We start from the raw sequence: 26,519 nt of genomic DNA, 5'->3' as shown, positions 1-26,519 counted from the left end.
CTGGTCGACGTCCTCGCCTTCCGGAAAGAGGCAGTTGTAACAAGGGGTATGATCGCGGCGGCTGTCGAATACGGTCACTTGTCCGGCAAAACGGATCGCTGCGCCGGAGACCAGCGGTGTTCGGTGGCTGACACAGGCGCGATTGACTGCGTGCCGGGTAGCGAAGTTGTCGCAACAATCGAGGACTACGTCCGCGTCGGCGACCAGTGCCGCCAGTGCTTCGCCAGCCACGTGGCTGGCGATCGCCTGGACGTGCACTTCGGGATTGACGCCGCGCAGAGCCGTTTGCCCGGACAGGGCCTTTGCCTGGCCAACGCGCTCCTGCGTATGCAGGATCTGTCGTTGCAGGTTGGTCAGGTCTACCGTGTCGCCGTCAGCGAGGGTAATCCGGCCGACGCCTGCGGACGCGAGATAAAGTGCAGCCGGCGAGCCCAGGCCGCCGGCGCCGATGATCAGCACTTTCGCATTGACGATTCGTTGCTGGCCCGTGATGCCGATTTCGTCAAGCAGGATGTGTCGGCTGTAGCGCAGCAACTGCCCGTCGTTCATGGCGAAGACATTACTTGTACTCGCGCCACTCCGGTGGTGTTTCGTCGTGGTCTCCGTGCGGATGGCGCTCCCAGGCGTGGGTGTAGGCCTCCGACTGCGAGCGCTTGAGCGGGCGGTGAGGTGCGTCGAGATTGTGCAGTTGTGTCTCCTCTACGTAGTAGATCAGTGCCCGCATCATCTTGCTCATCAGCGTATTGTCGAGGTGATAACCCTTGTCTTCGAGCGTGCCCTCGAGTTCCTCCAGGCAGTGATGGCGGAGGTCGTAGGCAACGCCGATCGCGCGTGGCTGCTCACCCCGTTCAACCTCCAGGCGCTCGATCTGGCCGAGATAGTGGGACGCTTCCGGCACCTGACCGGGCGGGAACTTGGCGAACAGGATATTCCGCTGCTTGCGGATCGGCGTCTGCGGTATCACTGCCGGTCGTTTCACGTTTCCCGTCCGCGATGATCAGGGTTCACCGAGTGTTCTTCAGGATCTGCATACCCTTGAGAAGATTCAGCGCCTGGTTCAACTGGTAGTCCTTCTTCGAGGCCAGTTCGCCACTTGGGATCTCGGATGATTCGTCGGCATCTTCCTTTGGTGCGCTGCCTTTCGGCTTGACCGGCGCTACCTTGGGCGGCTTGCTTGGCGAGTCCTTCACCGCCGGGCTAGTGTCCTTGTTGTTGTCGAGGTGATGCTCGAGGTTGGCCTCTCGCAGGCGCTCGGCCGAGCTGCCGTTGGCGCTTTCTTCGACGACGATGTCCGGAACGATGCCTTTCGCCTGGATCGAACGGCCCGAGGGCGTGAAGTAGCGCGCAGTCGTCAGCTTGATCGCAGTGTTCCCCGGTAAGGGCAGCACGGTCTGCACCGAGCCCTTGCCGAAGGTCGTCGTGCCGAGAACAACGGCGCGCTTGTGGTCCTGCAGCGCACCGGCGACGATTTCGGACGCCGAAGCGGAGCCACCATTGACCAGTACCACCATCGGCACGGAGCGTGCCTCTGGGGGCAGGTTACGGATGTAATCATCCCGGCTGCCCCGCAGGTAATCGGCGGGCGAGGCGGAGAATCGGTGCTTGGCGTCGGGTGTCCGGCCGTCGGTCAAGGTGACCAAAGTATCCGGCGGCAGGAAGGCTGCGGAGACGCCGACGGCGCTGTTCAGCAGGCCGCCCGGATCATTACGCAGATCAAGCACCAAACCCTTCAGCGGGCCGGATTTGAAGAGCTCGCCCAAATGTTTGACCACCGCGGCACCCGTATTCTCCTGGAAGGAAGTGATGCGGAGATAGCCGTACCCGTCCTCGACGAGTTTGGACTTGACGCTCTGTACCTTGATGACTTCGCGCGTCAGCGTGATGTTCAGCGGCTTGGCCTCGCCTTTGCGGAGGATCGACAGCTTGATCTGGGACTTCGGCTTGCCGCGCATGCGCTTGACGGCTTCGGTCAGGGTCAGTCCTTTGACCAGTGTGTCGTCGATCTTGAAAATGAGGTCGCCCGGCTTTACGCCGGCACGGTAGGCAGGCGTATCCTCAATTGGCGACACCACCTTGACCAGGCCGTCTTCCATTCCGACCTCGATCCCGATGCCGCCGAACTCGCCCTGCGTGCCGACCTGAAGGTCCTTGAACGCGTCGGCGTCGAGGTAGCTCGAGTGCGGGTCCAGGTTGGAGAGCATGCCGCTGATGGCGTGAGTAATCAGCTTCTTGTCGTCGATCGGTTCCACGTACCCGGTCTTGATGGCGTTGAACACCTCGGCAAAGGTCCGCAGTTCCGCCACGGGCAGACTGGCTCGTGTTTCCTTGTCGGCGATTGCCGAAAACTGCAGGCTGATCAGAATGCCACCAAGCAATCCGGCGCAAACCAGTCCGGCCTGTTTCAACTTACCCATTTGTCTCACTCCTGTGTGCACCTTATTTTGGGCTAACCCAAGCCAGCGGGTCGAGCGGCTTCCCTTGGTGACGAAGCTCAAAGTATAAACCGGATTCAGGATTGCCACCGCTGTTGCCCACGGTGGCAATGGTTTGCCCGGCTCGGACCTCGTCGCCGACCTGTTTCAGCAGTGCATCGTTATTGGCATAAATCGATAGGTAGCTGCTGCCATGGTCAACAATCAGCAGATTGCCAAAACCGCGCATCCATTCGGCAAAAACCACCCGGCCACTGGCGATGCTATGTACCTCGCTGCCCGCTCTGGCGACGATAAAAAGGCCCTTCCAGGTGCTTCCCTCCTGCCTTGTGGTGCCAAATCGATTGCTGATTGTCCCTCGCGTCGGCAGCCGCAGTTGCCCTTTCATTTTCGTCAGACTGCTTGTTGGAGGCAGCGCCATCGGGTCGACGGTGTTTGCTTCCGGCGGCGCTGCCGGGGGTTCGGTTGTCTCGCCCTCGCGGACTGCTTTGCTTGCCCGGGGTTTCTCCTGCTGCGTCAGCTCCCGCCGCTGCGCTTCGCGGCGAGCCTCCTTTGCTTCAGCGGTCTTGCTGCTGATGATCTTCGACAGCCGCTCGACCAGCTCAGATAGCCGTCTTTCGTCGCGTTGCAGGTTGCCTATCTCGCGCCGCTGCGTTGCTATCTGGCTCGATACCTCGTCAAACATCGCCTGGCGCTGCTGACGCTGGGCCAGCAGTCTGGTGTGTTGCTCCTGTTGTCGGGCTTCAATGGCGGAAAGTTGTTCGGCCTGTTGTCGTGCTTCGGTGGCGAGTGCTTGCTTGCGCTGCAATGTGGACTCGATTCCCAGCAGGATCTGGCTGCGCGCCAGCCCAATCGCTTCCAGATAGTGGAGATCACGAGCCAGTTGATTGGGGTCGTCGCCATTGAGAAACAGGCGCAGGGGATCCGGATTTCCGCGCAGGTACTGCCGATAGAGCAACTTTTCCAGTTGCGTCTGCTGCGTGTTCAACCCGTGTTCGAGGGCTTTCGATTGCATGTCGAGGTTCTTGAGCTCCATCTGCAGCCTGCCGATCCGTGTCGTCAGGTCGTGCAGTTCGCGCTGCGTGGAGGATATTGCGCGCTCGGCCTCCTGAAGTTGATCCCTTGCCTCCCTCCGCGAGCCCTCTGCGGCAGTCATTTCCCTGCGCAGGGCGTCGATCTGGGCCCGGAGTGATTTCAGGTCGCTCTGTTTTTCCGCGACTTCACTTGGCGATGCGAGGTCACCATCGCTGACGTTTCGTTTGCTGCTGGCGTAAACGCCTTGCGCCCCCAGCATCGCCGCCAGTAGGGCGATGAACAGCACGCGCCAGTTCGCGGGTCTGGCCGGTAGGTCTGGGCGCGCTGCCGTACGATCGGGGTCCAGGTTTGCTGTCGAGCGCTTAACGACGGACACACGTTGCCGGTGGACGGCTGGTGATCGGCTTGAGCCCGCGGGGCCTGGCGTAGGGTTATCCAGGGACTTTCCTGTGGTACTCGTCAAGGAACGAAGGACGCCTTGCAGAAACGTGAATTGGCTTACCAGGACTCAACCGGCGGTTGCTTGCCATGAGCGAGAGGGCAGGTACAAAACACCCGCGTATCAAGCATTTGCTCTATAATCGGCAATTATATGATAAACGAGGAAGCTCGCGTATCGTGCCTATCAGGGCCAGCATCATTGACAAGCAGGAACATATCGAGCAGGCGGCACGTGCGCTGAAGTCGATATCGCATCCCTTGCGCCTGAAGATCCTTTGTGTGATCGGCGACCAGGATGCCTGCGTACAAGAGATCGTGGAGGCGGTAGGTACCTCGCAAAGCAACATCTCCCAGCATCTCGCGATTCTTCGCGACAAGGGTGTCCTGCTCGCACGCAAGGATGCCAACCGGGTCTACTATCGGGTTGGTGACGCGCGTACGTTACAGTTGATTGGCATGATGCGGGAGGTGTTTTGCGGCGATTAGGCATACCATGGTTGTCCTGCAGTGTTGTTGTTGGCGTTGGGCGCCATCGTCGGGCAGTAGGTTAGGAGCGTCGGTTTCTGGAGCCTGGATTGGAATTCATACAGCAGAACATTTTTGTGGTGGCCGTTGCTGTCATCAGCGGCACGATGCTGCTGGCGCTTTCGGTGCGTCGGCCGGCTGGCGCGGGCGCTGTCTCGCCTGCGCAGGCCACCTTGTTGATCAACCGCGAGAATGCTCAGTTGATCGACATTCGTGAGCCGAACGAGTACATAGCAGGCCACCTCTGCGACTCGCGGAACATTCCCGCGGCATCGCTGGCGCAACGCGTTGGCGAACTGGAGCCGTTCAAGGACAAGCCGGTGATTCTTGTCTGCCAGTCCGGAGCGCGTTCGTCGGCTGCATGTTCCACGCTGTCCAAGCTTGGTTTCGTGCAGGTGCACACCCTCGAGGGAGGAGTTGCGGCATGGTCCGAGGCGGGTCTGCCTCTCAAGAAGGGGACCAGGCGATGAGCCTTCCTCCGCAGGTGTTGATGTATGCGACTGCCGTCTGTCCGTTCTGTATCCGGGCCGAGCAACTGCTGCGCGCACGCGGGGTCGTCGAGATCGAGAAGGTTCGTATCGACCTTGATCCCGCGCGCCGCAGCGAGATGCTCACAAGGACCGCCAAACGCACTGTCCCACAGATTTATATCGGCGAAACCCACGTCGGCGGTTGCGACGAGCTGATGGCCCTCGATCGTGCGGGCAGGCTCTTGCCTTTGCTCGCGGGTGAAGGCGCTTGAGATCTGCGTTCCCGCATTGCCGGCTTCACTAACCATCCCACTGCATAGGTCAAAGAAACCAACATGAGCGAACAAGAGAACCCTGTATTTGCGATCGAGAAGATCTATATCAAGGATCTGTCGGTTGAAGTGCCCAACGCGCCGCAGATTTTTCTCGAGCGTGAGTCACCCAAGGTCAGCATCCAGCTACAAACGAATGCACAGGGTATTGGAGAAGGCGTCTTCGAAGTGACGTTGACGACCACGGTGACTTCCAAGATCGAAGAGAAGACTGTCTTTCTCGTCGAGGTCGGGCAGGCGGGGATCTTCCGCGTGCAGAACGTGCCAAGCGAGAACATGGAGCCCTTGCTGTCGATTGCCTGCCCCAACATTCTCTTCCCCTACGCTCGTGAAGTGGTGTCCGACGCCGTCACACGTGCCGGTTTTGCCCCCGTCATGCTGCAACCGGTCAATTTCGAAGCGCTTTATATGTCCCGACTGCAGCAACAGGAAGCCGGCAAGGAAGCCTCGGGTGAGGCGACTACCCATTAGTTAACTTCTCGATGAAACGGCTGCTGAGCTGGGTGCTTGCCGCCGGATTTTCCGGGCCGTTGCTGGCGATCGAGTACCGCACTGTCGATGCGGCAGCGGTTCTTTACGACGCGCCGTCGCAGCGCGGCAGCAAGCTTTTCGTCATCAGGCGGGGGACGCCGGTTGAGTTGGTGGTCAACCTGGAAGGTTGGTCCAAGGTCCGCGATGCCGATGGCGGTCTGGCCTGGATTGAGGCGAGGTACCTCGCCAAGCGCCGAACGGTGATCGTCACCGCGGCCCGCGCCCAGATCCGGCAGAGTGCTGATGAGTCTGCGCCAGTGGTCTTCGAGGCGGAAAAGAGCGTCGCACTGGTCTATCTCGAAGCGGCGCCTGGCGGCTGGGCCAAGGTTCGCCACCGCGAGGGACAGGTGGGTTTCGTGCGTGCCAGTCAGGTGTGGGGTCTCTGAAGCGCAATTCACGAAGACGCGCCGTCAGGACACGACCGGCGCCTTACAGTTGTGGGAAGGAACGGACAAGGTCGGCGCAGAGCTTGTCGACGTCGCGCTTCTGATAATTCCCGACGAGGTCCTCGGGATGTTCGTTGCCACTCACTGCCTGCCCCGCGAGCGGTGCCGGTTCGTCGAGACCATACGCGGAATAGTAGTCGGCGAACTTCAGGTTCGAACGGATGTTGCCGGAGATAACGATGCGTCGGTTCGGAACGTTGAACGCGTCGCTGACAATCAGTCCATGTAGGCTGGACGAGATGACATGGGTGCACGACAGGACGTCCCGCAGGACTTCGTCGATCGAGGCATAGACGTTGATTAGCCTGGCGCCGCGTATCTGGAGCAGCGCCCGGACGGCTGGTGTATCCTGATCGACGAAATGCGGGATAACCCCCAATGCATGCTGCTTGGCGGGGCGCGGCCGACCGCCCCAGTAATGACTGACGAGCAGCCCCGGATCGCCGAGTGCCACCTCTCGGTTGCCTCCACCTTTGATCGCGGCCAGCGTGTGCCTGCCACGTACGGCGTGATAATGGTGTCGGGCGGGAAAGCGTTCGTCCGGATTGCCGGCACCGCTGCCCCAGATATGTAGGCGGCGAGGAAACAGAAATCGTCTCGCCTGGCGCTCCCTTTTCAGAATCGTTCCGATCGCCAGCATGTCAGCCGTCTCTACCGGCGCATACACCACCGGTCGACCGGAAATCATCGCAACGATGAGCGGCGAGAGGTAGTCGCCAAAGTTTCGCCGGTTAGCGTCATGCTCGCCTTCACCCTGCCACCAGTACAGTCTGATCGGCTTCAAAGAACCCTCCCCCCGCGGTTAGCGGGTGTCACCTGTCTCTTCGAGAACAGGGGGCTACGCTTTCGCGACGGCTACCATGACGTTGATATCACCGTGCCCGGGCCACGCTCTCTGGGCGTTGCGATACGCTCGCCAGGCACGCATTCCCCATCTCGGCCGGGTCAGCGTCCGCCGCAACGACGGCGCCGAGTGGTCAATGTCGAGCAAGCTGAACGCAGAAAAGCCCGCCCGTGCGGTGGCGGCTTCCAGGCTATGCGGGGTGAAGTAGAAGTGGTGGTCGAGGAGATAAAGACCCCATCGATCGCCTTCAAGGACCCGGCGCCAGTTCTCGTAGTTACCTGTTTCCATGAAGAGAACACCGTTCTTGCCGAGTCGGTCGTGCAGAAGTCGGAGCACCGCTACGGGGTCGCGCAGATGTTCGACCACGTCCCACATTGTAATCGCGTCGAAGCGGTCGTCGGGAAGCGTGTCCAGCAAGCTGATACCGTAGTACGTCTTGGCGCGTTCGATTGCCGATTCGCTCTGTTCGACGCCGACAGCATCCCAACCGCCATCAATCGACGCGCGAACGAAGGCGCCCGAACCCGCGCCAAAATCCAGCAAGCGGCCAGGTTCCAGACAAACGGCTTCGACCTGGCGTAGCTTCTCGCGGGCTGCGCGCCGCTTGCTCTCCGAGTCTGTTACGTAACGGTCACCCGATGACCAGCGCCAGTTCATGTAGGCCCGCGAGGCCTCGTCGGATGGGCGTGGGGTCTGATAGGCCAATCGACATGGCAGACACTCAGCCACCGACGTTTGCATACCGAAGCGAGCCGGGATTGGCCGGGGCTGATTGACTCGTCCGCAAAGGGGGCAAGGGATGGGATCCTGCCGCGGGTAAGCAACGCCGTTGATGTTATCGATCATGGTCAAGGCGTTTCAACCCCGCAGCCCTCCGAACATCCTGCGAGCAGCCATGTTCGAAAAGGGAAAGGATAACTCACGGTTAATGCTCCTGATACAAATTCGGGGTCGGTCGCCCCTCCAGCCTGCGGTCAGGATCGAGCGCCGGATGGATCTGCGAAGGGCGGCAACGATGTGGTCAGGACGGCAACTCCATCCAGCACCTCTTGGTGCGAGTATCGCTGATCTTTGCAGGGGTGGTCAATCGGAGACCACTGGTTGGGAGACCGCGGCCTTCGTTCGGAAAATCGTGCTGTAGCGGGCGGTGAAATCGGGTCTCGATCGATCGATGGGTTCCAGTGTCCAATAGCCCCAGGGCCAGGTCGATCGGCGCATCTCGTCGCTGTCGTGGATGGCCTCGATCTCCCAGTCGACCGGGATCAACTCATGGTGTTTGATAAGGCCCACCTTTGTGTCGAGGTCCATACCTCCGACAAAGATGGCACCGCCCGGCTTAACAGCGGCGACGATTCGTGAAAAAGCTTCTGAGGCGGCTTCGTCATCCATATGCACAAGGAAGTTCTGGGCCAACACCAGATCGTAAGACTGATCCGCCGCGAAATCATCCGCCAGCAGATCGCCATGCGATACGAATACCCGCTGCCGGATGTCCGGGACTATGGTACGCTCGTCTCCACAACGCTCGAACAGGCGCTCTGCATAAGGTTTCGCCTCACGTTCCAGGGGGTCGCCGAGCCCGTGTTTGGGGCCATAAACAGCTCGCTGTGCCACCGCGATCGCTGCCTGCGAAATGTCGAACGCATCAATCGTCCAGTCTACCTGGGGGAACTGGACGGCAAGGTAGCCGGCAAGCGAATAGGCTTCACAACCAAAGCTGCAGCCGGCCACCAGGATTCGTAGCGGCGCCTGTCCTTCGGCGAGTCCTGAAAGCGGCCCCTCCAGGACCTGGAATTGCTTGAGGTTCCTGAAGAAGCGGGTCGCAGTCGACTGAAATCTAGTCTGGCGCGCAAGCCGCCGGGCATGGATTGACCGGCCAACTCGCTGCAGCAGCGGCATATCGAAGAGTTTCTGGTTGAACTTGACGCGTTGCGACATGGGTCTTGATGAGCTTTCCAAGAAAGGTCGGCGTTACCAGGTCGTTGGCCCCGCAGCAGCCACCATCAACGGAATCGCCAGGCAGATAACGCCGTCTTTCGGCACCAGCAGGAGAGCCAGCACCACGGCGAGCACATGATAGCACCGGGCCATTTTTTGTGGTGGCTGCTGGATCGTGCGCGCGGATCCCGAGGATGGCCAGTGGCCATGTCGAAACGCCCTTGATGCCGTGGCCGGGAGCGAGGGTCCGAACTAGCCATGGTGCGGCGCATTATCCGAACCGCCGTGGGATGAACGGTTACCAATCGCCAATGACGACGACGCGTTCGCCTTTTCGATTCTCGAACTGACTCAGAACCTGCTTGTGCTGCGCCGTCATCCAGCTCTGCAGCGAGGTGTCTCCAGGTTTGACCGTCAGCACGAAATAGCGAAAGTCCCGCGCATGCTCCGGACTCATGGCCTCCGCACGAGTGGGCATAGAGGGATAACCTCTGCCCGCGTAATAGGCGAGCCGTGAATCCTCATAAAATATGGCGTCGGCGGCGCTCGTGTTTTGCGATAGCCAGGCGGCTGCCTCGAGGTAATGCGTTTTCTTCGGGTTGAACGATACGACGTTATGCAGCATGACCAGCAAGGCCAGAATAATGACCACTTTCCCAAGACGTGGGAATATTTTGGCGAAAGAGATGAGGGCCATCGTCAGCACAGGAACTGCGAGCAGATTCAGGAAGCTGACATAACGTGAGTTGATGAATCGCTCCTGAACAAAGAAGATCAGCAGCATACAGAAATAAAGCAGCCAGGCCCAGGCCAGTGGCCTGAACTGCCGCCAATAATCAGTGACTGCACGCCAGGTGGGACGATACAGAAAAGGAAGGGTCAACGGCCCACATAACCCAATAAACTTGGTTATCAAGGTGAGCAGAAGGCCAAAAAAGACGATTTCTCTGGCGTCGTCTTTTGAGTACTTTTCAAGAGCCACTTCGGCAAACTTGCCGGTCATCAGATTAAACCTTTCCAAAAAAATCCGGGGATCAATCAGAGATGCAACGTAGTCGACGCGAGGCTGGGAGAGCGTATAACCTGAAATCAGCAAGAACAATACAGTCATGATTACTGCAAGCAAGAAAAGAGTGATCTGAAACAGCTTCAGCCAGCCTTGGCGTGTATTCAGATCACCCAGCACAGAGAGTGCAAGAACCGGAAACAGGAAAACCGCCTCGATGCGAAAGAGCGCCGCCATAGCAACGGCAAGCTGCACCAACGTTGCCCGAAGCCAGCCGCCACGCTCAAGCCAACTCAGCATCAGCCAAAGAGCCAGGGCGCAGAAAAACCAGAAGCCAAACTCTCTGATGATGTCGTTGCGAAGGTGGTTGAAGGCGGGAATCGACAATACCACCAGACAAGCCCAATAACCCCCGTCGGTAACATACCGTTGGGTGATCGACACCAACAAGGCGCAGGTCCCGGCCATCAGAAAAGCGCACCACAGGTAGGCAGCCAACTCCAGCGAAACGCCGGAAACATGGTGGGTTATAGCCAACAACAAAGAAAACCATGGCCAAGTGAAAAGCTCAAACGCCACTGCAGGGGTTTGCCTGATAACCTCCTGGCTAATGTACAGATAACGCGCCGCATCCTTGCCAACGGTTACAGTGCCGGCAACAGCAATCAAGGAGAGCAGCAAACTCGCAAGAAACGCCATTCGCGGGGGCGACAGCCACTTGGGCAGCTTAACAGTATTCAGCATCAAGAACCTCGTCAAACGCGTCCTCCGTTACCCTAGCGTCTCATCAACAATCGAATGGCTTTGCGCAAATGGCGGCCGCGCAACGACTGCAGCGGGCTCAAGCGAAAAGCGCAGCGATAATAGCGCCTGGCGGTCGAGCGGTCTCCAGCCAGCAATGCGGCGCGAAACAGTGATAGAAAACGCTGCGCTTCATAGCGTCTTCGCAGCGGTTGGCATTCGGTCGGTAGACCTCCGAAGACTTCGGAAACCATAGCGACGGCCCGCTGCTCCTCGTTTTCACGGCTATGCCGGAGGCTGTCCGCATGTTTGTGTATGCGCGCCAGCGGTGCGCGGGTGATGGCGACAGGAGCACTCACCAAGAGAAATGCGAAGACTGCAACGTCTTCTCCACCGCGCAGATTCTCGGGGTAGGGTCTTTGCAGGAGCAGATCGCGGCGAAACAGCGAACAGCTGTGCGAGATAGAGACTCGCTTTTCGAGCAGGTAGCGCTTTGCCAGTTGTACTGGCGACGCATCTGGCACCGCCGTCGGCAGCCGCAGCCGTTCGCGACCGTCCGGGTAGACCGTGATCTGCGCGCCAAGAACCATGCCCGCTGTTGGTTTTGCTGCGACCACTGCGCGCAGCTTTGCCAGGGCATCCGGCAGCAGTTCATCGTCCGCGTCGAGAAGTAGTGCGTAGGGTGCCCGCGACTCGCGAATCCCATGATTACGTGCTGCCGCTGCACCCGCGTTGGCTTGGTCGATTACCCGCAATTGTGGATGACGAGCGGCGTATCCCGCCAACACTTCGCTGGTGGCATCGGTCGAGCCGTCGTTGACGACGATCAGTTCAACGTCGGTTGCCAATTGCTCGACCACCGAGTCAAGCGCCCGAGGCAGCAAATGTGCATAGTTGTAGGTGGGAATGATGACGCTGATCAGAACTCCCTCGGGCTGAGTCCTGCTAGTGGACGCGCCGTCAGGCGCGCTATCGCTCGTCTGGTTGCGGCCGGAGTGAATTCTTCCAGGCAAGATCTTCCACCTCGCTTCTAGGGAGCCCGCCGAGAACTGCCGCTGGCTAATCTGCCCATTTTCCGCAATCTGCATAGAGATGCAAGCAGATGCGGGCGAACGCGTCCTGCACAGTCAGCCAGGCAATGACGAAAAGCGGTACATTCTCGCTTTCCCCGTCAGCGAGGATCGACCGCATCATGTGCCATGATGAGCCGTGGGCGCGCACTCAGGAGCCTTTGCGCACTACTTGGTTGGCAATGCATCAAGTGCCGCACGCTGCTGCAACGGACCGCCGATGTTGAGTCTCCTGCGCGCCTGGCGCGAGCGTGGCTGGACGCCAATCGACGCGGCTAGTTACGCACAAGCCTGGGAGTGTTTCGGGGGCAGCGTCGCGACGTATCCGGTCGTCGTCGAGCGCCTGGCTGACCTGGCACGCATTCCGGTCCGTTACCTGGGCTGGTTTGCGGGCGATCAATTGCTCGCGGCGATTCCCTGCTGGGGGCGACATCTGGCGCTATCCAAGGAGGTGCTGAAGAAGCGCGGGCGGCGCGGCCTGTTTGACCTGGGCAATGCCGAGATTATTCTGCCGATCGCCGAGCAGGTCACTGTTCCAGTGCGTCAGCGCATCCGCTACGTCTCGGAACTCAATGCCGGACGGATCAGCACGCTGCGGCCGCAGCTAGAAGGGTTGGCACTGGCGCGTGCGCCGGAGGACTACTCGAAGAAGTTCCGCTACAACCAGCGGCGCGAATTGCGGCTGTTTGAGGAGGCTGGGGGAAGGGTGCTGCCGATAGGGGATTTTTCCCCGGTCGAGCAGGCAGCCATTTACGGCGAATTGTTCGAGCGCCGGTGGGGTTTCGCTGCCAAGGGCCAGGCACATCGGGACCAGGTGTATGCGCTGCTGCGCGAGTTCATGACTGGCGCGGTGCTGTTGCTTAACGGACTGCCGATTGCCATCCAGATTCTCTATCGGGTAGAAGCGCCGAAATGGATTTCGCTGGAGTACATTAACGGTGGTGTTGACTCCCGATATGCAGACTTGAGCCCCGGCAGCGTGTTGAGTTTTGTCAATACGCAAGTCGCTTGGCAAGAGGCGCGTGCGCTTGGCAAGACCTTGCGTTATTCATTCGGTCGTGCGGATCGCGGATACAAGGATCGTTGGTGCCACCCGGTGCCCGTCTATCATACCTAGAATCCATCCCGCCCGAGGTAGGAACGGATTCATCGCCCGAGTCAGCCCATGAGTTTACGTAAGCAGCAGTTGCTATCACGTCATCGCCGGCACAAGCGCATCTTCCTGCTGGCGAGCTTGGCAGGGCTTGTCGCGATCGGCGTGTTTGCCGTCTGGTGGCTGGTCCCGCTGCTGCTGCTGTTGGGCTGGATCGCCCATGAAGCGTGGTTTGCCGACCATCTCTTTTATTCACCGCAGGACGATTACCAGTACGGCTTCCCGCCCGAAGCGGCGCGGCAAAGCGTGTCGCTGGTCAAGGGTCGCCTCCAGCTGAGCGTGCCGCTGGTGGCCGGCGAGACCTTGATACTTGAGCTGTACCTGCGCAGCACCGTTGTCGGCCGCTGCCTGGACCCGCATGTGCTGCTCGGCGACGACCGGCAGGATTTCGAGCGAGGGGTGTGCGGTCGCCGTTACCTCAACCTGTCGGGCCAGGCCGATGCACTCGGCAAGGGTGAGCTTTGGCTCAAGGGGCGCCATTGCCGCTTGCCGGTCAGCGGTACGCTCTATTCAATGCACAATCCGGATTATGCCGAGCGCCGCATCATGCTGCTGGCGCCACATGCTGACGATGCCGAGCTGGCGGCGTTCGGCCTGTACAGCCGGGCGCGGGACGTGGTCATCGTCACCCTGACGCAGGGCGAAATCGAGGCCGGGGGCTACCAGCGCCTAGGCCTGAACGCTGCACAGGCAGCGCGTCTGAAAGGGCGTTTGCGCAGTTGGGACAGCCTGGCCGTGCCGCTCTGGGGTGGCGTGTCACAGAACCGATGCGTGCAGCTTGGTTACTATTGCCTGCGACTCACGGCGATGCTCGCTGAACCGGGGCAATCGTTTGCTTCGCGCGAGTCCGCAGACGCGGATGTGCGCAGCGTTCGTCGCCAAAACCCGCTGCGGCTGCCGGCCGACGCAGATGGCTTGCCCAGCGGCAGGAACCTGCTGGCCGACCTGGTAGCGCTGCTCGAGCACCTTCGCCCGGAAGTGATCGTCACCCCGCACCCGCAGCTCGACCCGCACGCCGATCATGTCGCTACCACCGAGGCGCTGGCTCAGGCCTTACGGCAGTCGCGCTGGCAGCCCGAGATCGCCCTTTTCTACGCCAATCACCTGCACGACAATGATCGTTGGCCGATGGGACCGGCGGGCAGTGGCATCGCGCTGCCGCCAGCGCCGGCGCCGTTGCAGGCCGATGGGCTGTGGAGTCCGGTCCTGAGCTCGGAGGTGCAGCTTGACAAGGCCATGGCGCTGGCGATGCAGCACGATCTGCAGGGCCACCTGCCGTTCAAGAAGCGTCTGCGGCGGACGATTCAGCAAGTGCTTGCCGGCCGCCGCTGGCCCATGACCGGGGAAGACGAGTTCTTCCGCAAAGCCGTTCGCCGCCATGAACTCTTCTGGGTTCGTCGCCTTCATTCCTGATCCGTTTCAGATGACTTGTCCCGACAGCGGGATTCCGGCCGCTTGCCAGCGAGGAAACATCGGTGCTCTAATTCTCCCGTAGACCATAGACTAGGAGGATTCCGAAAATGCCTGATACGCGTTTCAAACCCCTACCCTGGACCCGGCTCCAGAGGGGTGTTCCGTGTTACTTGCCCAAACCGGTAACCCGGCCACCGGTTGACGCCCAGTCACCGGCACTGGCAGTGATGACCGATTTGCAGCGCGTCGCGCCGGTAACCATTGCTCGCGATACCTCGCTCGAAGATGCGAACAGGATCATGCTGCTTTGCCATACCTACTATCTCCTGGTGGCCGATGAGCACAGTCATCTGCTGGGCATAGTGACCGAAGCGGGGACCAAGGGGCACCGGCCACTGGCCGTGGCGCATACCATGGGTGTTCGCCCAAGTGAACTGGTGGTCGGCGATGTCATGATCAGCAAGCACGACGACGCCGAGGTCATGCACCTGAGAGACGTAAGCACAGCCCGGGTTGGCAATGTGCTTGCTGCCCTCAAGGAGTTGGGAACGCCTCATTGCCTGGTGGTTGACCACGATGAAGAGGACCACCACGTTCTCTGCGGCGTCTTCCTGCTGTCGCAGATCGAGCGCCAGATGGGGCTTGCGCCGCAATCAGCGGAAATTGCGCAGACCTTCTCGCAGGTGGTGAGTTCTCTCGGTCACTGAGCTGCCCTGACATTCACCAACGAAAGCAATGCCAGTGCCCTTCCCCAGCATGCGGGAAGAGCAGCTTGCTCGTGTTGCCGTTTTCGCGAACTGTCAGTCTTGCTCGGGCTGACGGCATGGGCTGCACAATTGCGGCGTCGTCACCAGTTGGTTTCGCGCTCGGGCGTTGCGGTGATCCTGTGGATCGAGAGATCGGCGCCGCTGTACTCCTGTTCCTGATCGAGCCGCAGGCCGACGGTCGATTTGAGCAGGCCGTACACCAGCGTGCTGCCGATCAGGGCAATGGTGATTGCCAGCCCGGTCATCAGCAACTGTGGCATGAAGGCGACGCCGCCGACGCCGCCCAGCGCCTTGCTGCCGAAGATGCCAGCCGCGATGCCGCCCCAGGCGCCGCAAAGGCCATGCAGCGGCCAGACGCCGAGCACGTCATCAATCTTCCACCGGTTCTGGGTCAGCGTGAACATCACCACGAACAGCCCGCCCGCCACGCCACCAACCACCAGCGCACCCATCGGGTGCATCAGATCCGAGCCGGCACAGACAGCCACCAGTCCGGCAAGTGGGCCGTTGTGCACGAAGCCGGGATCGTTCCTGCCCGCTACCATCGCCACCAGCGTGCCGCCAACCATCGCCATCAGCGAATTGATGGCGACAAGGCCCGAGATCTTGTCGATCGTCTGGGCGCTCATGACGTTGAAGCCGAACCAGCCGACGGTCAGAATCCAGGCGCCTAGAGCCAGGAAGGGAATCGATGACGGTGGGTGTGCCGACACGCGTCCTTCCCGGGTGTAGCGTCCATAGCGGGCGCCAAGCAGAAGAACGGCTGGGAGGGCGATCCAGCCCCCCATCGCATGAACCACAACCGAGCCAGCAAAGTCGTGGAACTCTTCGCCATAAGTCGTCTTCAGCCACGCCTGTACACCGAAGGCCTGATTCCATGCGATACCTTCGAAGAATGGGTAAATGAAGGCAACTATCAGAAAGGTCGCCGCCAGTTGCGGATAGAACCTGGCCCGCTCGGCGATGCCGCCGGAAACGATCGCCGGGATCGCCGCCGCGAAGGTGAGCAGAAAGAAGAACTTGGTCAACTCGAAGCCGTTTTTCGCGAGCAGGGTTTCTGCACCGGAGAAGAAATTAACGCCGTAAGCAAGACTGTAGCCGACGAAGAAATAGGCGAGCGTCGATACTGAGAAATCGGTCAGTATCTTGACCAGAGCATTGACCTGGCTCTTCTTGCGTACCGTGCCCAGTTCAAGAAAGGCGAAACCTGAATGCATCGCCAACACCATGATGCCACCGAGCAGAATGAAAAGAACGTCGCTACCAGACTTGAGTGCTTCCATGGTTCCTCCTGAGATTCGGGTCGAGTCCATAAAGCAAGTACTGCGCCATGGCCATGGGCTTCGGATATTCTGTCATTTTTGCCCTTTTTTGGGCATATTGATGCACCGTCCTCGGGCATTCTTTCTGCGCCATGCACCATTTCAGTGCCATGTTCAGCGCTAAGCGCCGTGCGTTGCCTAATTTGGTGCAGCACCTGGCGGCAGAAGGACCCACATCTCTCCCTGCTGCTTCATCCGTCCGGCCTGATTGCCGGCTTGAGTGCCGAAACCCCAGAACAGGTCGGCGCGCACAACGCCGCGAATTGCACCGCCGGTATCCTGCGCCAGAACGAGGCGGCGCAAGGGTATTGCCGAGTCGGGTCGGCTGGTCGACAGGAAGACCGGTGCGCCAAGAGGGACGTGGCGGGGATCGACGGCAATGCTTCGCTCGGGCGTCAGCGGCACGCCCAGGGCGCCGCTCGGGCCTTCACCGTCGTTGCCCCTGGCGGGTTGTTCGCGGAAGAAAACGTAACTCGGGTTGGCGTTCAGCAACTCGCTGAGACGATGCGGATTGGCGCGCGCCCACTGCTTGATCGAGGCCATCGATGCCTGTTCAAGCGTCATCTCGCCACGCTCCACCAGCACCTTACCGATTGACTGATACGGATGGCCATTCTGGTCGGCGTACGCTAGCCGCACCATGTTGCCGTCCGGCAGCCGGACTCGCCCTGACCCCTGCACCTGGAGAAAGAACAGTTCGACGGCGTCATCCACATAGAGCAGGACCCGGTCCGGGGTTTCTCTCTCCTGAGCGGTGATTTCGGCGCGAGAGAAATAAGGAACGACCTTGTTGCCCTGCAAACGACCGCGCAGGCGCATGTTTTTGAGATCAGGCAGGACCGAACCGAGATCGATGGTCAGCAGATCGGGCGGTACACCGAGGACTGGCTGCAGATAGGGTTTGCCCCGTGTCCGCGAGCCGCGCAGGAGGGGCTCGTAATAGCCCGTCACCAGCCCGTTCGTCGTGCCATCGGTGTTGGTCAGCCGCCAGGGCAGGAAGCGCGATTCGAAAAAGCGGCGAATGGTGGTGGTGGTCGGTACGCCCAACCCCCTGGCCTCCTCGCAAACGGACTTCCACTGCGGCCACTGCGGGCGGCTGGCAAGCGCACGACACGACTGCAGGAAAGCCGGCCACGCGGCAACGAGTTCGTCCTCGTTCCATCCCGGCAGGTCGCTCCAGCGAGCGGCCTGCAGTGGCCTGGCAGCAGGTTGGGGGATGGCCGCTGCCGCGGTGGTGCCGCATGGCGCACAGGCTGGGCAGGTTGGTGATGCCGGACAGACACTTCCGGATGGGCCCTCGCGGGTGGTGCTGCAAGCGGTGAGCAGCGTGGCAAGCAGCGTGGCGACAGCAACGAGGAGTGACCGTGATTGGCATTTGCGCATGGTTTGGCTAGAGTGTCGGGTTCGTCAACCTGCGAAGTATACTGTCCGATGATTGATCCCTTCCGGCAACTTGCAAGCTTTCTTGTCCGGGTCGAGCAGTTCCTCGATCGCGTCGAGCCTTTGCTGCCGCCCGCATCACCGACTCCCGATTGGGAGGCAGCCTGTGCATTTCGCTGGCGCAAGAGCCACGGGATGGGCTATCTGCAGCCGATTACCCGGCTGCCCGGCATCCGACTCAGCGACCTGCAGGATATTGATCAGCAGAAGGCTCGCATCGACGCCAACACGCATCAGTTCATCGCTGGCCTGCCAGCCAACAACGTCCTGCTCACCGGCGCGCGCGGGTCCGGCAAGTCGTCATTGATCAAGGCGTTGCTCAACGAATACGCGCCACGAGGCCTGCGCGTGATCGAGGTGGAGAAGGGCGACCTGACCGATCTGCCTGACATCGTCGAATTGATCGACGGCCGGCCCGAGCGCTTCATCATCTTCTGCGACGATCTCTCCTTCGACGCGGGCGATGCGCGCTACAAGGCGCTGAAAGTGGTGCTCGACGGTTCGATCTCGGCGCCACCAGACAATGTCCTGCTTTACGCCACCTCGAACCGCCGGCACCTGATGCCCGAGTATTTCGCCGAGAACCTCGAAAGCAGGCGCGTTGGAGAGGAGATTCATCCAGGCGAGGCGATCGAGGAGAAAATCTCGCTGTCCGAGCGCTTCGGTCTGTGGATTTCCTTTTACCCGTTTGACCAGGATGCCTATCTCAACATCGTTGCACACTGGCTGCAATCGTTCGGCTGTGGTCAGGACGAGGTTGTCCGCGCCGAACGCGATGCGCTCAACTGGGCGCTCGAAAGAGGCTCCCGCAGCGGTCGCGTGGCCTGGCAGTTTGCCAGGGATTGGGCAGGCCGCCATCACGCTTTGCCAAAACGCCCCTCGCGGCAGCGCATCAGGACGGTGCGTCCCGAACTGCCGGCTGCCGCACACAAACGTTCCGGGAGCCCAAGGTGAGCCGCGTGATCAGCGTGTTGGCTGGATCGGCCAGCAGATGACCCAGCTCACCGAAGTGGCGGCGGCGGTGATGCTGCGCGGCGATCCGGCAAGGCCGCAGTTCTTGCTGGCGCAACGCCCGCCGGGGAAGGTTTACGACGGGTACTGGGAATTTCCGGGCGGCAAGGTCGAGCCCGGCGAGACCTCGCGCCAGGCGCTGGTCCGCGAGTTGCAGGAAGAGCTTGGTGTTACGGTAGACCGTGCGTGGCCGTGGGTCTGCTGCGAGTTCACCTATCCGCACGCGACTGTTCGCCTGCGCTTCTTCCGCGTCAGCTCATGGCATGGGGAACTCACCCCGATCGTACACAGCGCCTTGGTCTGGCTGCAGGCGGGCGAGGTGGCCAGGGTTGGCCCGATCCTGCCTGCCAATGGCCCCATCCTGCGCGCGCTGGCGCTGCCGCCGCTCTACGCGCTGACCAATGCCGAAGGACATGGCGTGGAACCCGAGCTGGCGCGGCTCGGCAAGGCGCTGTCGGGTGGACTACGCCTGATTCAGGTACGCGACAAGACGCTGCCGCCGGCACAGCGCGACGCGTTCGCGCACGCGGTCGTGGCATTGACCGGAGGCTATGACCAAGCCTTGGTCTTGATCAACGACGATCCGGACCTCGCCCGCGCTGTTGGCGCCCATGGGCTTCATCTGTCGTCGAGTCGGCTTTGGCAGGTCGGTCGCCGGCCGGATTTCGAGCGGGTTGCTGCCTCGTGCCACACGGCTGCCGATCTGCTGCGGGCAGCTGAACTCGGGCTGGACTTTGCCGTGCTCGGCCCGGTGTTGCCAACGGCCAGCCATCCCGCATCGACCGGCATGGGATGGCCAGCGTTCTCGCGTCTGGTGGAGTGTTTGCCGCTGCCGGTCTATGCGCTCGGTGGGCTGGCGCCGGAGATGCTCGAAACGGCCCGGAGCAGCGGTGCTCACGGCATCGCGCTGATGCGTGGATGGCGATGATGACCTGAGCCCGGGCTCGGCTTGCGGCGAATGACCGCGTCGGCCGAAGGTGGCTAGGGCGGGCGCGTTGGCGGCCGGGAATGGATCACGGGAATCGCGCCAGCACCCGGGACTACGTCAAGGTGCGCAAAATCAGCGGCGGCACCCGCAGCGATCTCGGCCGCCAGTGCCGCGACACCTTCGCCACTCTGAACAAAACCTGCCGAAAGCTCGGCGTCTCCTTCTGGGCCTATCTCACTGACCGCCTCACCAACGCCGGCAAAGTGCCGCCCCTCGCCGACCTCATGCGCCAACGCGTCGCATGAGCCGCACCACCAGTCTTTGAGAAGCTACGAGTCTCGATTCTAATTCGTTGATTTTCCTGAGGGTGGATTTTCTGGCGTTTTGTAGTGCCATAATCCTATGCCTTTTTGGCCGATCCCCTTGCTCTTGTTGTACGATCGTTGGCATGTTCACACGACAGACGAGAACCGGCAACAAGGCGACGGGCGATCGCTGCATGTGCGCAAAGCCACCGTCGCCGAACCCGATCTGCTGGCGATCTATCGCGCGCTGGGCATCGGCGCCGCACCCGGAGGAATCAGAAAACTGATCAGCTGAATCGCCGATTACGGGCTTGTAGTGCCACTCGACATCCTCTTGGCCCGCAAACGATTGATTCCGCGAGATGTTTTTTGGACTCGTTAAACTTGGGTTGAGATCGGCATAGTAGGCCCAGATTTCCCGGCACACGCGTTCTTGCCCGCCGCGCTGGAGCGCGTTGGACGGAATCAGCTTGTGTACCAGTCACTCGGTATGCACCCAGCACAGGCCGTGCTCCAGGAGGTCGAACTGCCCGGCGCCATCGCTGACGATGGCCAGCATCTGATGGATGCCTTTGGCCACGAGGCCGCCCAACAAGCCGGCCTCGGTGGCGCTCATCGCGGATGCCGAGGCGGTCGAGATACGCCGCCCAATCGTCACCGGCAAACAGGTTCGTCTGCAGCCGCTCGACCAGCGCCGCCTTCAACCCCTGCTTGTGCAGGTGGCGCAGGGCGATGTCGTTCAGCGCATAGGACGGCTCGCGGTCATGCAGATGGGTCAGGAAGCCAATACGGCTCTTGTTGTCGGCGCTGCCGAACCAGGCGAAGGTCGGGCCGCTGACGACGGTGACGTAGCCGTTCTGGCCTTGGTGGGGCGCGCCGGAGTCGTCGACCGTGACGGCCGAACTGACTTCCAGGCCCGTTTTGAGCAGGCTGGCCTTCTCGGCCGAGAAGGCCTCCTGGCCAGACGCCAGCAAGGCATCGATCTGACCGAGCGAGACGTCGAGGCCCCATTCGCGCAGTTGCTCGTGCAGCTTCGGCTGCGTGACGTGGCAGTGGTGGTGCTGGTACAGAATGAAGGCACGCAGGCCCGGACCGAAATGCAGTCCACCCAGCTCCGGCGGGCAGGCCGCCGTGAGTACCCGGCCGTCCGGGGTCGCCCACCGTTCGAGCAGGAAGCGGGTGTTGTGCGGCCCGATCCTCAGGTCCTGCACCGTGAAGGCGCGGTGGCCGAGAAAGCGCGACCCCTCCGGCCCGTCGTCGACCGCCAGCGTGCGTTCTTCATGAATGTCGAGGTGGGCGGCCTTCGCCGACTGGCCAGAATCAGGACGTTTGCCATGATCCTTGACGCCGGGCTGGTCATCCTTGCCCGTGTCCTTGTCCGTTCGGCTGACCTCCTCCCCCAACTCGTTGTCCAGGGGGTCCCGCGCGGCCCGCAATCCGTGCAACTGCTCACGAAGCGGCCTGCCCCACCTGGTCGGTCAAGCAAACGCTCTTGTCATCGCCTATCGCCAGGCGCAGGAGCCGGCAAGCCGCGAAAACCGCTCACCGCATACCCCTCGTCATTAAAAAGAGCCCGTATTGCAGAGAGCGGGAGCGCTGGCCGGGTTCCCTCTCTCGCAGAGAAAGCTCACCCACAGCTCCCCACCGCCCCACAAGCCGTACAGAAATCGCACCCGTCCTTGCGGATCATCGTCAGGTTCCCGCACTCGCCGCACAGTTTGCCGGCGGTTGGCTGTGCTGCAGTGCTGCCGGCCGGGCTCTGTAAAATGCCCATCTGCTGCAGCGGCAGGCCGGACTCGTCGAGGATGCCGAGCATCGCGTAGCGATGGATGATCAGTTGCGCGAGGTAGGCGACCGTCGACGGGTAGTTGGTCTGTCGGCGGGTGCCAGGAATGAAGGCCATGAAGTCGCCGAGCGGTTCGGGGTAGTCGAGCAGCTTGCGCAGCTTCATGCCGATCCACGCCGGGTCGATGACGCGCATGTCGAAGGACAGCAGCTTGGTCAGGCCGTCGAGGGCGCGCGGGTAGTTGCCGGAGAGCCAGACCGAATACGGCCGGGTGACGCCGTCAGGCAGAGTGATTTCCTTGAGGCCGAGAACAAAATCCTCGCCGGTGGCCGGGTTGAAAATGTCGACGGTCCAGGACAGGGTGCCGTCGGTGCCGGTCTTCGGTTCCTTGCGGCTGAACATGGCGTCGAGCACCGGCGTTGGGCCTTCATGCTTGAAGGCGCCGATACGTTCGACGCGGAACTCGATCAGTTGCGCCATCGCGGCGACCACCGACGGCATGCGCTTCCTCTCGCCGTGCGGCGGGAAAGGCATGTCGAAGCCTTCGTCGCCGGCGGTCCTGGCCAGCGATTCGAGCTTGAGCGCCAGCCAGCCGTGGTCGTTAGCGCGCATGTCCATCGATAGCGTCTTGGCGACAGCACCGAGGCCGCGCGGCTGCTCGGGGCCGTTGACCCAGGCTTCGAACGGCCAGCTTCGACCCTCCTGTTCGATCTCGCCGACAAAGAGAGCGAACTTGCCGTGCGTGTGCTCGATCATATAGGTCCACGCCATGTTGCCCTCCGCCAGGTTCGGCCGGTTTGGCCAGCGCAGGCTGGCAAGCACTGGCGCCGGCAGCGTCTTGATCGTCAGCCGGCGGTTGGCGTCGCCGATCTCGAAGTCCTGTGGCTGCTTCCTGTCTTCGACCTGCTTCTGCGACTCGACCGACAGCACCGAGCCGAGGACCGCGTTCGGGCGGTAGGTAGCCAGCCCCTTGAGGCCTGATTTCCAGGCACCCAGGTAAAGATCCTGGAAGTCCTCGTAGGGGTAGTCGGCGGGGACGTTCACGGTCTTCGAGATCGAGGTATCGATGTACGGGGCGACCGCAGCGACCATGTCCTTATGCGCCTTGGCAGAGATTTCCAACGCCGTTACGAAGTAGTCGGGCAGCTTTTCGACGTCGCCGCCGAGGTGCTTGTAGAGGCGCCAGGCGTAATCCTCGACAGCGTATTCCTTGAGCGTGCCGTCGGCCATGCGCTTCTTGCGGCTGTAGGTCCAGGAGAACGGCGGTTCGATGCCGTTCGACGCGTTGTCGGCAAACGCCAGCGAGATGGTGCCCGTCGGCGCAATCGACAACAGGTGCGAGTTGCGCAGGCCGTGCTTGCGGATTTCGGCCTTGATCTCGGCCGGCAGGCGGGAGGCGAAATTGCCGCCGGAGAGGTAGAGCTCGGCGTTGAACAGCGGGAAGGCGCCGCGATCCCTGGCCAGTTCGACCGACGCTAGGTATGCGGTGTCGCGCATGAATTCGGAGATACGTGCCCCCATCGCGGTCGCTTCCGGGCGGTCGTAGCGCAGGCACAACATGCACAGCGTGTCGCCGAGGCCGGTGAAGCCAAGCCCGACGCGCCGCTTGTTGGCGGCTTCGTCGCGCTGCCTTGTGAGTGGCCAGGCGGTGACGTCGAGGACGTTGTCGAGCATGCGGGTGGACAGCTTGACCACTTCGCCGAAAGCCGCAAAGTCGAACTCGGCGTCGACCGTGAACGGCGCTTTGACGAATAGGGTCAGGTTGATCGAACCAAGGCAGCAGCAGCCATACGGTGGCAGCGGCTGTTCAGCACACGGGTTGGTAGCCTCGATGACTTCGCAGTAGTAGAGGTTGTTGTCCTTGTTCATGCGGTCGAGGAAGAGGATTCCCGGCTCGGCGTGGTCGTAGGTGGACTTCATCACCTGCTCCCAGATGTCGCGCGCGCGCACCCGGCGGTAGACCCAGATGCCATCGTCGCGCTGGAAGGCGCCGGTGCGCTTCATGTCCGGGCTCGGTTCCGCCCGGTGCGTCAGTTCGACTTCGGCGTCGGCCTCAACGGCTTCCATGAAGGCGTCGGTGACGGCGATCGAGACGTTGAAGTTGGTCAGGTCACCGTGGTCCTTGGCGTGGATGAAGACCTCGATGTCCGGATGATCGCAGCGGAGCACGCCCATCTGCGCGCCACGGCGGGCGCCGGCCGATTCGACAGTCTCGCACGAGCGGTCAAAGACGCGCATGTACGACACCGGCCCGGACGCGCGCGACTGCGTGCCTTTGACCAGTGCTCCGATCGGGCGGATCGACGAGAAATCGTAGCCAACGCCACCCCCCCGGCGCATGGTTTCGGCGGCCTCGGCGAGCGCGCTGTAGATGCCGGGTTTGCCATCGACAATTTCGACCACCGAATCGCCGATCGGCTGTACGAAGCAGTTGATGAGCGTCGCGGCGAGCGTCGTTCCGGCCGCCGAGTTGATCCGCCCGGCCGGCACGAAACCGTTTTCCTGCGCCCACAGGAAACGGGCTTCCCAGTGCGCGCGCTGTTTTTCGTCCTCGTTGGCGGCGAGCGCACGAGCGACTCGGCGACGCACGTCGTGAACCGAGGCTTCATTGCCCTTTGCATACTTTTCGACCAGCACCTCGCCGGAGATCTCCTGTTCGGCAAGCGGGGCGATCACGGGTGCCTCGGCGATTGCCGACAGGGGTAACTGGTGTACAAGCTGGCTCATCGACTGTTCCTCTGATTGGTGGTTGCTGACAGGTAGGTGAGGTTGGCGACGGAGGCCTCCGGGGTGCCACACCGTCGACTGCGGTGGCTCACCATGAACACCCGGGCAGCGCTCTACGCTGCCGGTTCGTTCATGGCGGAACAGACGCAAAGCTACTACATGTAGTAGCAAAAGACAATAACGTGACTAAATGTAGTTTTGTTCAGCTTGTCGTTTGCCGGTCGCGGTTGCTGTGGGCGATCAGCGCTGCGATGACGCATGAGGCGATGCGTGTTTCCGCGGTGTCGGCGCGACTGGTGAGGACGATCGGTACCCGCGCGCCGAGAACGATCCCAGCGCTGAGTGCGTTGGCCAGATATTCCAGCTGCTTGGCGATCATGTTGCCGGACTCGAGGTCGGGCACGACCAGGATGTCGGCGCGACCGGCTACTGCCGAAGTAATGCCTTTTGTCTTGGCAGCCACCAGCGAGACGGCGTTGTCGAATGCCAGCGGACCGTCGAGCAGCCCACCCTTGATCTGGCCGCGGTCGGCCATCTTGCAAAGGGCTGCGGCATCCAGCGTTGACTGAATTTTGGCGCTGACGGTTTCAACCGCCGAGAGGATGGCGACCTTGGGTTCCGGGGTGCCGATGATGTGCGCGAGGTCGATCGCATTCTGGATGATGTCGACCTTGTCCTGCAGCGTCGGCTGGATGTTGATTGCCGCATCGGTGATCATGATCGGCCGCGGATAGGTTGGTACGTCCATCAGGAAGACATGGCTGATCCGGCGTTCAGTGCGCAGACCAGCGCTACGCGAAATCACTTCGGCCATCAGTTCGTCGGTGTGCAGGCTCCCCTTCATCAGTGCCTCGGCGTCGCCGCTACGGATCAGGGTGACCGCCATCGCGGCCGCCTCGTGGCTGTGCTTGACATTCACGATCCGGTGTTGCTTGAGGTCGAAGCCATTCTCCTCGGCGACGCCCCGTATCTTCTGCTCCGGCCCGATGAGGATCGGCTCGATCAGATTCGCCTCGGCGGCGAGCAGCGCGCCCTTGAGCGACTCGCGGTCGCACGGGTGCACCACCGCCATGTCGATCGGCGCCAGACCGGCGGCGCGCTGCACCAGGACCTGCAGGCGGGCGTACTTGTCCGAGATGGTGATCTCCGGCATTGCCACGCGTTTGGTCCGGATCTTCTCGGTCGGTGCCAACACCTCGGCGCTGCCAGAGACGACCAGCAACTGGTCCTGATTGACGCAGGCGCAGTCAAGGACGATGTGATGATTGCGATCGAACTTCTGCCTCACCGTCACCGTCACTGTCACCGTGTCACCGATCGTCACCGGCCGGGCAAAGTGCAGGGTCGACTCGATGAGCACGGTTCCCGGTCCCGGGAACTGCGTGCCCAGTGTGGTCGACAGCAGCGAGGCCGTCCACATGCCGTGTGCGATGAAATCCTGGAACAGGCCGCTGTGTCTGAAGTCGGCGTTGGCCAGCGCGGGATTCATGTCGCCGGACATCAGCGCGAAAAGCTTGACGTCCTCCGGACGCAGCGTGCGCACCAGCGACGAGCTGTCACCAGTATTGATTTCGTCGTAGGTCCGACTTTCAAGATATTCGAGAGGGGTCTCAAAGTGCATGATCGTGCTCCGAATGACGCTCACAGGGGTAATCAGAACGTGGCCGGAGTACCTTGCCCGCGACCGCGATAGAGTCCTCCAATGCCCGGTCTTGCCAGCGATCCATTTGGCCAGTGGCTGCTGGTCGTACAGCATGAGCTTGAAAGCGACTCTCAGATTACCGCTATTATGCTGCTACGCAGCACCAAATGGTATGGCGATCCAGTTGAACCGCACCGCACTCTGGGCGCCGTGC

25 protein-coding genes and 1 pseudogene are annotated in these 26,519 nt (G+C 61.4%); 12 read left to right on the top strand and 14 right to left on the bottom strand.

The features are described from left to right. The 4 genes from V5B44_RS21050 to V5B44_RS21035 all read right to left on the bottom strand — a co-directional run. Positions 1–549, bottom strand: a 549-nt coding sequence (locus tag V5B44_RS21050) for a HesA/MoeB/ThiF family protein (protein WP_332361001.1), incomplete at its 3' end; no start/stop codon positions are given. A gap of 10 nt (positions 550–559) precedes the next feature. After that, the gene (locus V5B44_RS21045) at positions 560–979 is read right to left on the bottom strand and encodes a hypothetical protein (RefSeq protein ID WP_332361000.1); all 420 of its coding nucleotides are present in this window, start codon (positions 977–979) and stop codon (positions 560–562) included. Between the two features lie 25 nt (positions 980–1,004). Beyond that, entirely contained in the window at positions 1,005–2,414 is a 1,410-nt protein-coding gene (locus V5B44_RS21040) for a S41 family peptidase (RefSeq protein WP_332360999.1), read from the bottom strand. A 22-nt stretch (positions 2,415–2,436) separates the two neighbouring features. Beyond that, positions 2,437–3,753 carry a murein hydrolase activator EnvC family protein gene (locus V5B44_RS21035; protein ID WP_332360998.1) on the bottom strand — a complete coding sequence of 439 codons (1,317 nt, stop codon included), beginning with the start codon at positions 3,751–3,753 and terminating at the stop codon, positions 2,437–2,439. A gap of 332 nt (positions 3,754–4,085) precedes the next feature. Between V5B44_RS21035 and V5B44_RS21030 the strand changes: the two genes are divergently transcribed. The 5 genes from V5B44_RS21030 (at position 4,086) to V5B44_RS21010 (ending at position 6,152) form a co-directional block, all read left to right on the top strand. Beyond that, positions 4,086–4,394 (top strand): ArsR/SmtB family transcription factor, encoded by a 309-nt coding sequence (locus tag V5B44_RS21030; protein WP_332360997.1) that lies wholly within the window; start codon positions 4,086–4,088, stop codon positions 4,392–4,394. An 89-nt stretch (positions 4,395–4,483) separates the two neighbouring features. Then, complete coding sequence (locus tag V5B44_RS21025; protein WP_332360996.1) at positions 4,484–4,903, top strand: rhodanese-like domain-containing protein; 420 nt, start codon at positions 4,484–4,486, stop codon at positions 4,901–4,903. After that, positions 4,900–5,175, top strand: a complete 276-nt coding sequence (gene grxC, locus V5B44_RS21020) for a glutaredoxin 3 (RefSeq protein WP_332360995.1) — start codon at positions 4,900–4,902, stop codon at positions 5,173–5,175. Before V5B44_RS21025 ends, grxC begins: the two co-directional genes overlap by 4 nt. Before the next feature lie 63 nt (positions 5,176–5,238). Beyond that, a complete protein-coding gene (gene secB, locus V5B44_RS21015; protein ID WP_332360994.1) occupies positions 5,239–5,706 on the top strand; it encodes a protein-export chaperone SecB in 468 nt (155 codons plus the stop codon). An 11-nt stretch (positions 5,707–5,717) separates the two neighbouring features. After that, entirely contained in the window at positions 5,718–6,152 is a 435-nt protein-coding gene (locus V5B44_RS21010) for an SH3 domain-containing protein (RefSeq protein WP_332360993.1), read from the top strand. 43 nt (positions 6,153–6,195) lie between these two features. Here the strand turns inward: V5B44_RS21010 and V5B44_RS21005 are convergent, their stop codons facing one another. From V5B44_RS21005 to V5B44_RS20985, 5 genes are all read right to left on the bottom strand, one after another. After that, on the bottom strand, positions 6,196–6,996 hold the full coding sequence (locus V5B44_RS21005) for a polysaccharide pyruvyl transferase family protein (protein WP_332360992.1): 801 nt from the start codon (positions 6,994–6,996) through the stop codon (positions 6,196–6,198). Between the two features lie 54 nt (positions 6,997–7,050). Then, a complete protein-coding gene (locus tag V5B44_RS21000; RefSeq protein WP_332360991.1) occupies positions 7,051–7,761 on the bottom strand; it encodes a class I SAM-dependent methyltransferase in 711 nt (236 codons plus the stop codon). Positions 7,762–8,139: 378 nt separating this feature from the next. Continuing rightward, entirely contained in the window at positions 8,140–8,994 is an 855-nt protein-coding gene (locus V5B44_RS20995; protein ID WP_332360990.1) for a CheR family methyltransferase, read from the bottom strand. Between the two features lie 298 nt (positions 8,995–9,292). Continuing rightward, positions 9,293–10,744 carry a hypothetical protein gene (locus V5B44_RS20990; RefSeq protein WP_332360989.1) on the bottom strand — a complete coding sequence of 484 codons (1,452 nt, stop codon included), beginning with the start codon at positions 10,742–10,744 and terminating at the stop codon, positions 9,293–9,295. Between the two features lie 32 nt (positions 10,745–10,776). Then, positions 10,777–11,829: a glycosyltransferase family 2 protein gene (locus tag V5B44_RS20985; protein WP_332360988.1), complete on the bottom strand. Its 1,053-nt coding sequence runs from the start codon at positions 11,827–11,829 to the stop codon at positions 10,777–10,779. A 202-nt stretch (positions 11,830–12,031) separates the two neighbouring features. Here V5B44_RS20985 and V5B44_RS20980 point away from each other — a divergent pair, with 202 nt between their 5' ends. From V5B44_RS20980 to V5B44_RS20970, 3 genes are all read left to right on the top strand, one after another. Next, on the top strand, positions 12,032–12,928 hold the full coding sequence (locus V5B44_RS20980; RefSeq protein ID WP_332360987.1) for a GNAT family N-acetyltransferase: 897 nt from the start codon (positions 12,032–12,034) through the stop codon (positions 12,926–12,928). A 48-nt stretch (positions 12,929–12,976) separates the two neighbouring features. Then, the gene (locus tag V5B44_RS20975; protein ID WP_332360986.1) at positions 12,977–14,377 is read left to right on the top strand and encodes a PIG-L deacetylase family protein; all 1,401 of its coding nucleotides are present in this window, start codon (positions 12,977–12,979) and stop codon (positions 14,375–14,377) included. Between the two features lie 107 nt (positions 14,378–14,484). Next, positions 14,485–15,084, top strand: a complete 600-nt coding sequence (locus tag V5B44_RS20970; protein ID WP_332360985.1) for a CBS domain-containing protein — start codon at positions 14,485–14,487, stop codon at positions 15,082–15,084. A 140-nt stretch (positions 15,085–15,224) separates the two neighbouring features. Here the strand turns inward: V5B44_RS20970 and V5B44_RS20965 are convergent, their stop codons facing one another. Continuing rightward, the gene (locus tag V5B44_RS20965; protein WP_332360984.1) at positions 15,225–16,427 is read right to left on the bottom strand and encodes an ammonium transporter; all 1,203 of its coding nucleotides are present in this window, start codon (positions 16,425–16,427) and stop codon (positions 15,225–15,227) included. A gap of 177 nt (positions 16,428–16,604) precedes the next feature. Further along, positions 16,605–17,849 (bottom strand): murein transglycosylase A, encoded by a 1,245-nt coding sequence (gene mltA / locus V5B44_RS20960; protein WP_332360983.1) that lies wholly within the window; start codon positions 17,847–17,849, stop codon positions 16,605–16,607. A 48-nt stretch (positions 17,850–17,897) separates the two neighbouring features. Here mltA and V5B44_RS20955 point away from each other — a divergent pair, with 48 nt between their 5' ends. From V5B44_RS20955 to V5B44_RS20940, 4 genes and pseudogenes are all read left to right on the top strand, one after another. Then, entirely contained in the window at positions 17,898–18,860 is a 963-nt protein-coding gene (locus V5B44_RS20955) for an ATP-binding protein (protein ID WP_332360982.1), read from the top strand. 37 nt (positions 18,861–18,897) lie between these two features. Beyond that, positions 18,898–19,845 carry a Nudix family hydrolase gene (locus tag V5B44_RS20950; RefSeq protein WP_332360981.1) on the top strand — a complete coding sequence of 316 codons (948 nt, stop codon included), beginning with the start codon at positions 18,898–18,900 and terminating at the stop codon, positions 19,843–19,845. A gap of 107 nt (positions 19,846–19,952) precedes the next feature. Then, positions 19,953–20,150, top strand: a pseudogene (locus V5B44_RS20945) (IS66 family transposase); the annotation flags it as partial. A gap of 97 nt (positions 20,151–20,247) precedes the next feature. Beyond that, a complete protein-coding gene (locus V5B44_RS20940) occupies positions 20,248–20,445 on the top strand; it encodes a hypothetical protein (protein WP_332360980.1) in 198 nt (65 codons plus the stop codon). Here the strand turns inward: V5B44_RS20940 and V5B44_RS20935 are convergent. The 3 genes from V5B44_RS20935 to V5B44_RS20925 all read right to left on the bottom strand — a co-directional run bounded on the left by V5B44_RS20935 (position 20,438) and on the right by V5B44_RS20925 (position 26,284). Continuing rightward, positions 20,438–21,586, bottom strand: a complete 1,149-nt coding sequence (locus V5B44_RS20935) for a hypothetical protein (protein ID WP_332360979.1) — start codon at positions 21,584–21,586, stop codon at positions 20,438–20,440. The two genes, V5B44_RS20940 and V5B44_RS20935, sit on opposite strands and share 8 nt — an antisense overlap. 191 nt (positions 21,587–21,777) lie before the next feature. After that, positions 21,778–24,663 carry an adenosylcobalamin-dependent ribonucleoside-diphosphate reductase gene (locus tag V5B44_RS20930; RefSeq protein ID WP_332360978.1) on the bottom strand — a complete coding sequence of 962 codons (2,886 nt, stop codon included), beginning with the start codon at positions 24,661–24,663 and terminating at the stop codon, positions 21,778–21,780. 202 nt (positions 24,664–24,865) lie between these two features. Next, entirely contained in the window at positions 24,866–26,284 is a 1,419-nt protein-coding gene (locus tag V5B44_RS20925) for a bifunctional enoyl-CoA hydratase/phosphate acetyltransferase (protein WP_332360977.1), read from the bottom strand. Between the last annotated feature and the right edge of the window lie 235 nt (positions 26,285–26,519).

This window comes from Candidatus Accumulibacter necessarius (genome assembly GCF_036625085.1).
Note: the sequence above shows the minus strand (reverse complement) of the source record. Positions and strands in the feature narration are given on the sequence as shown.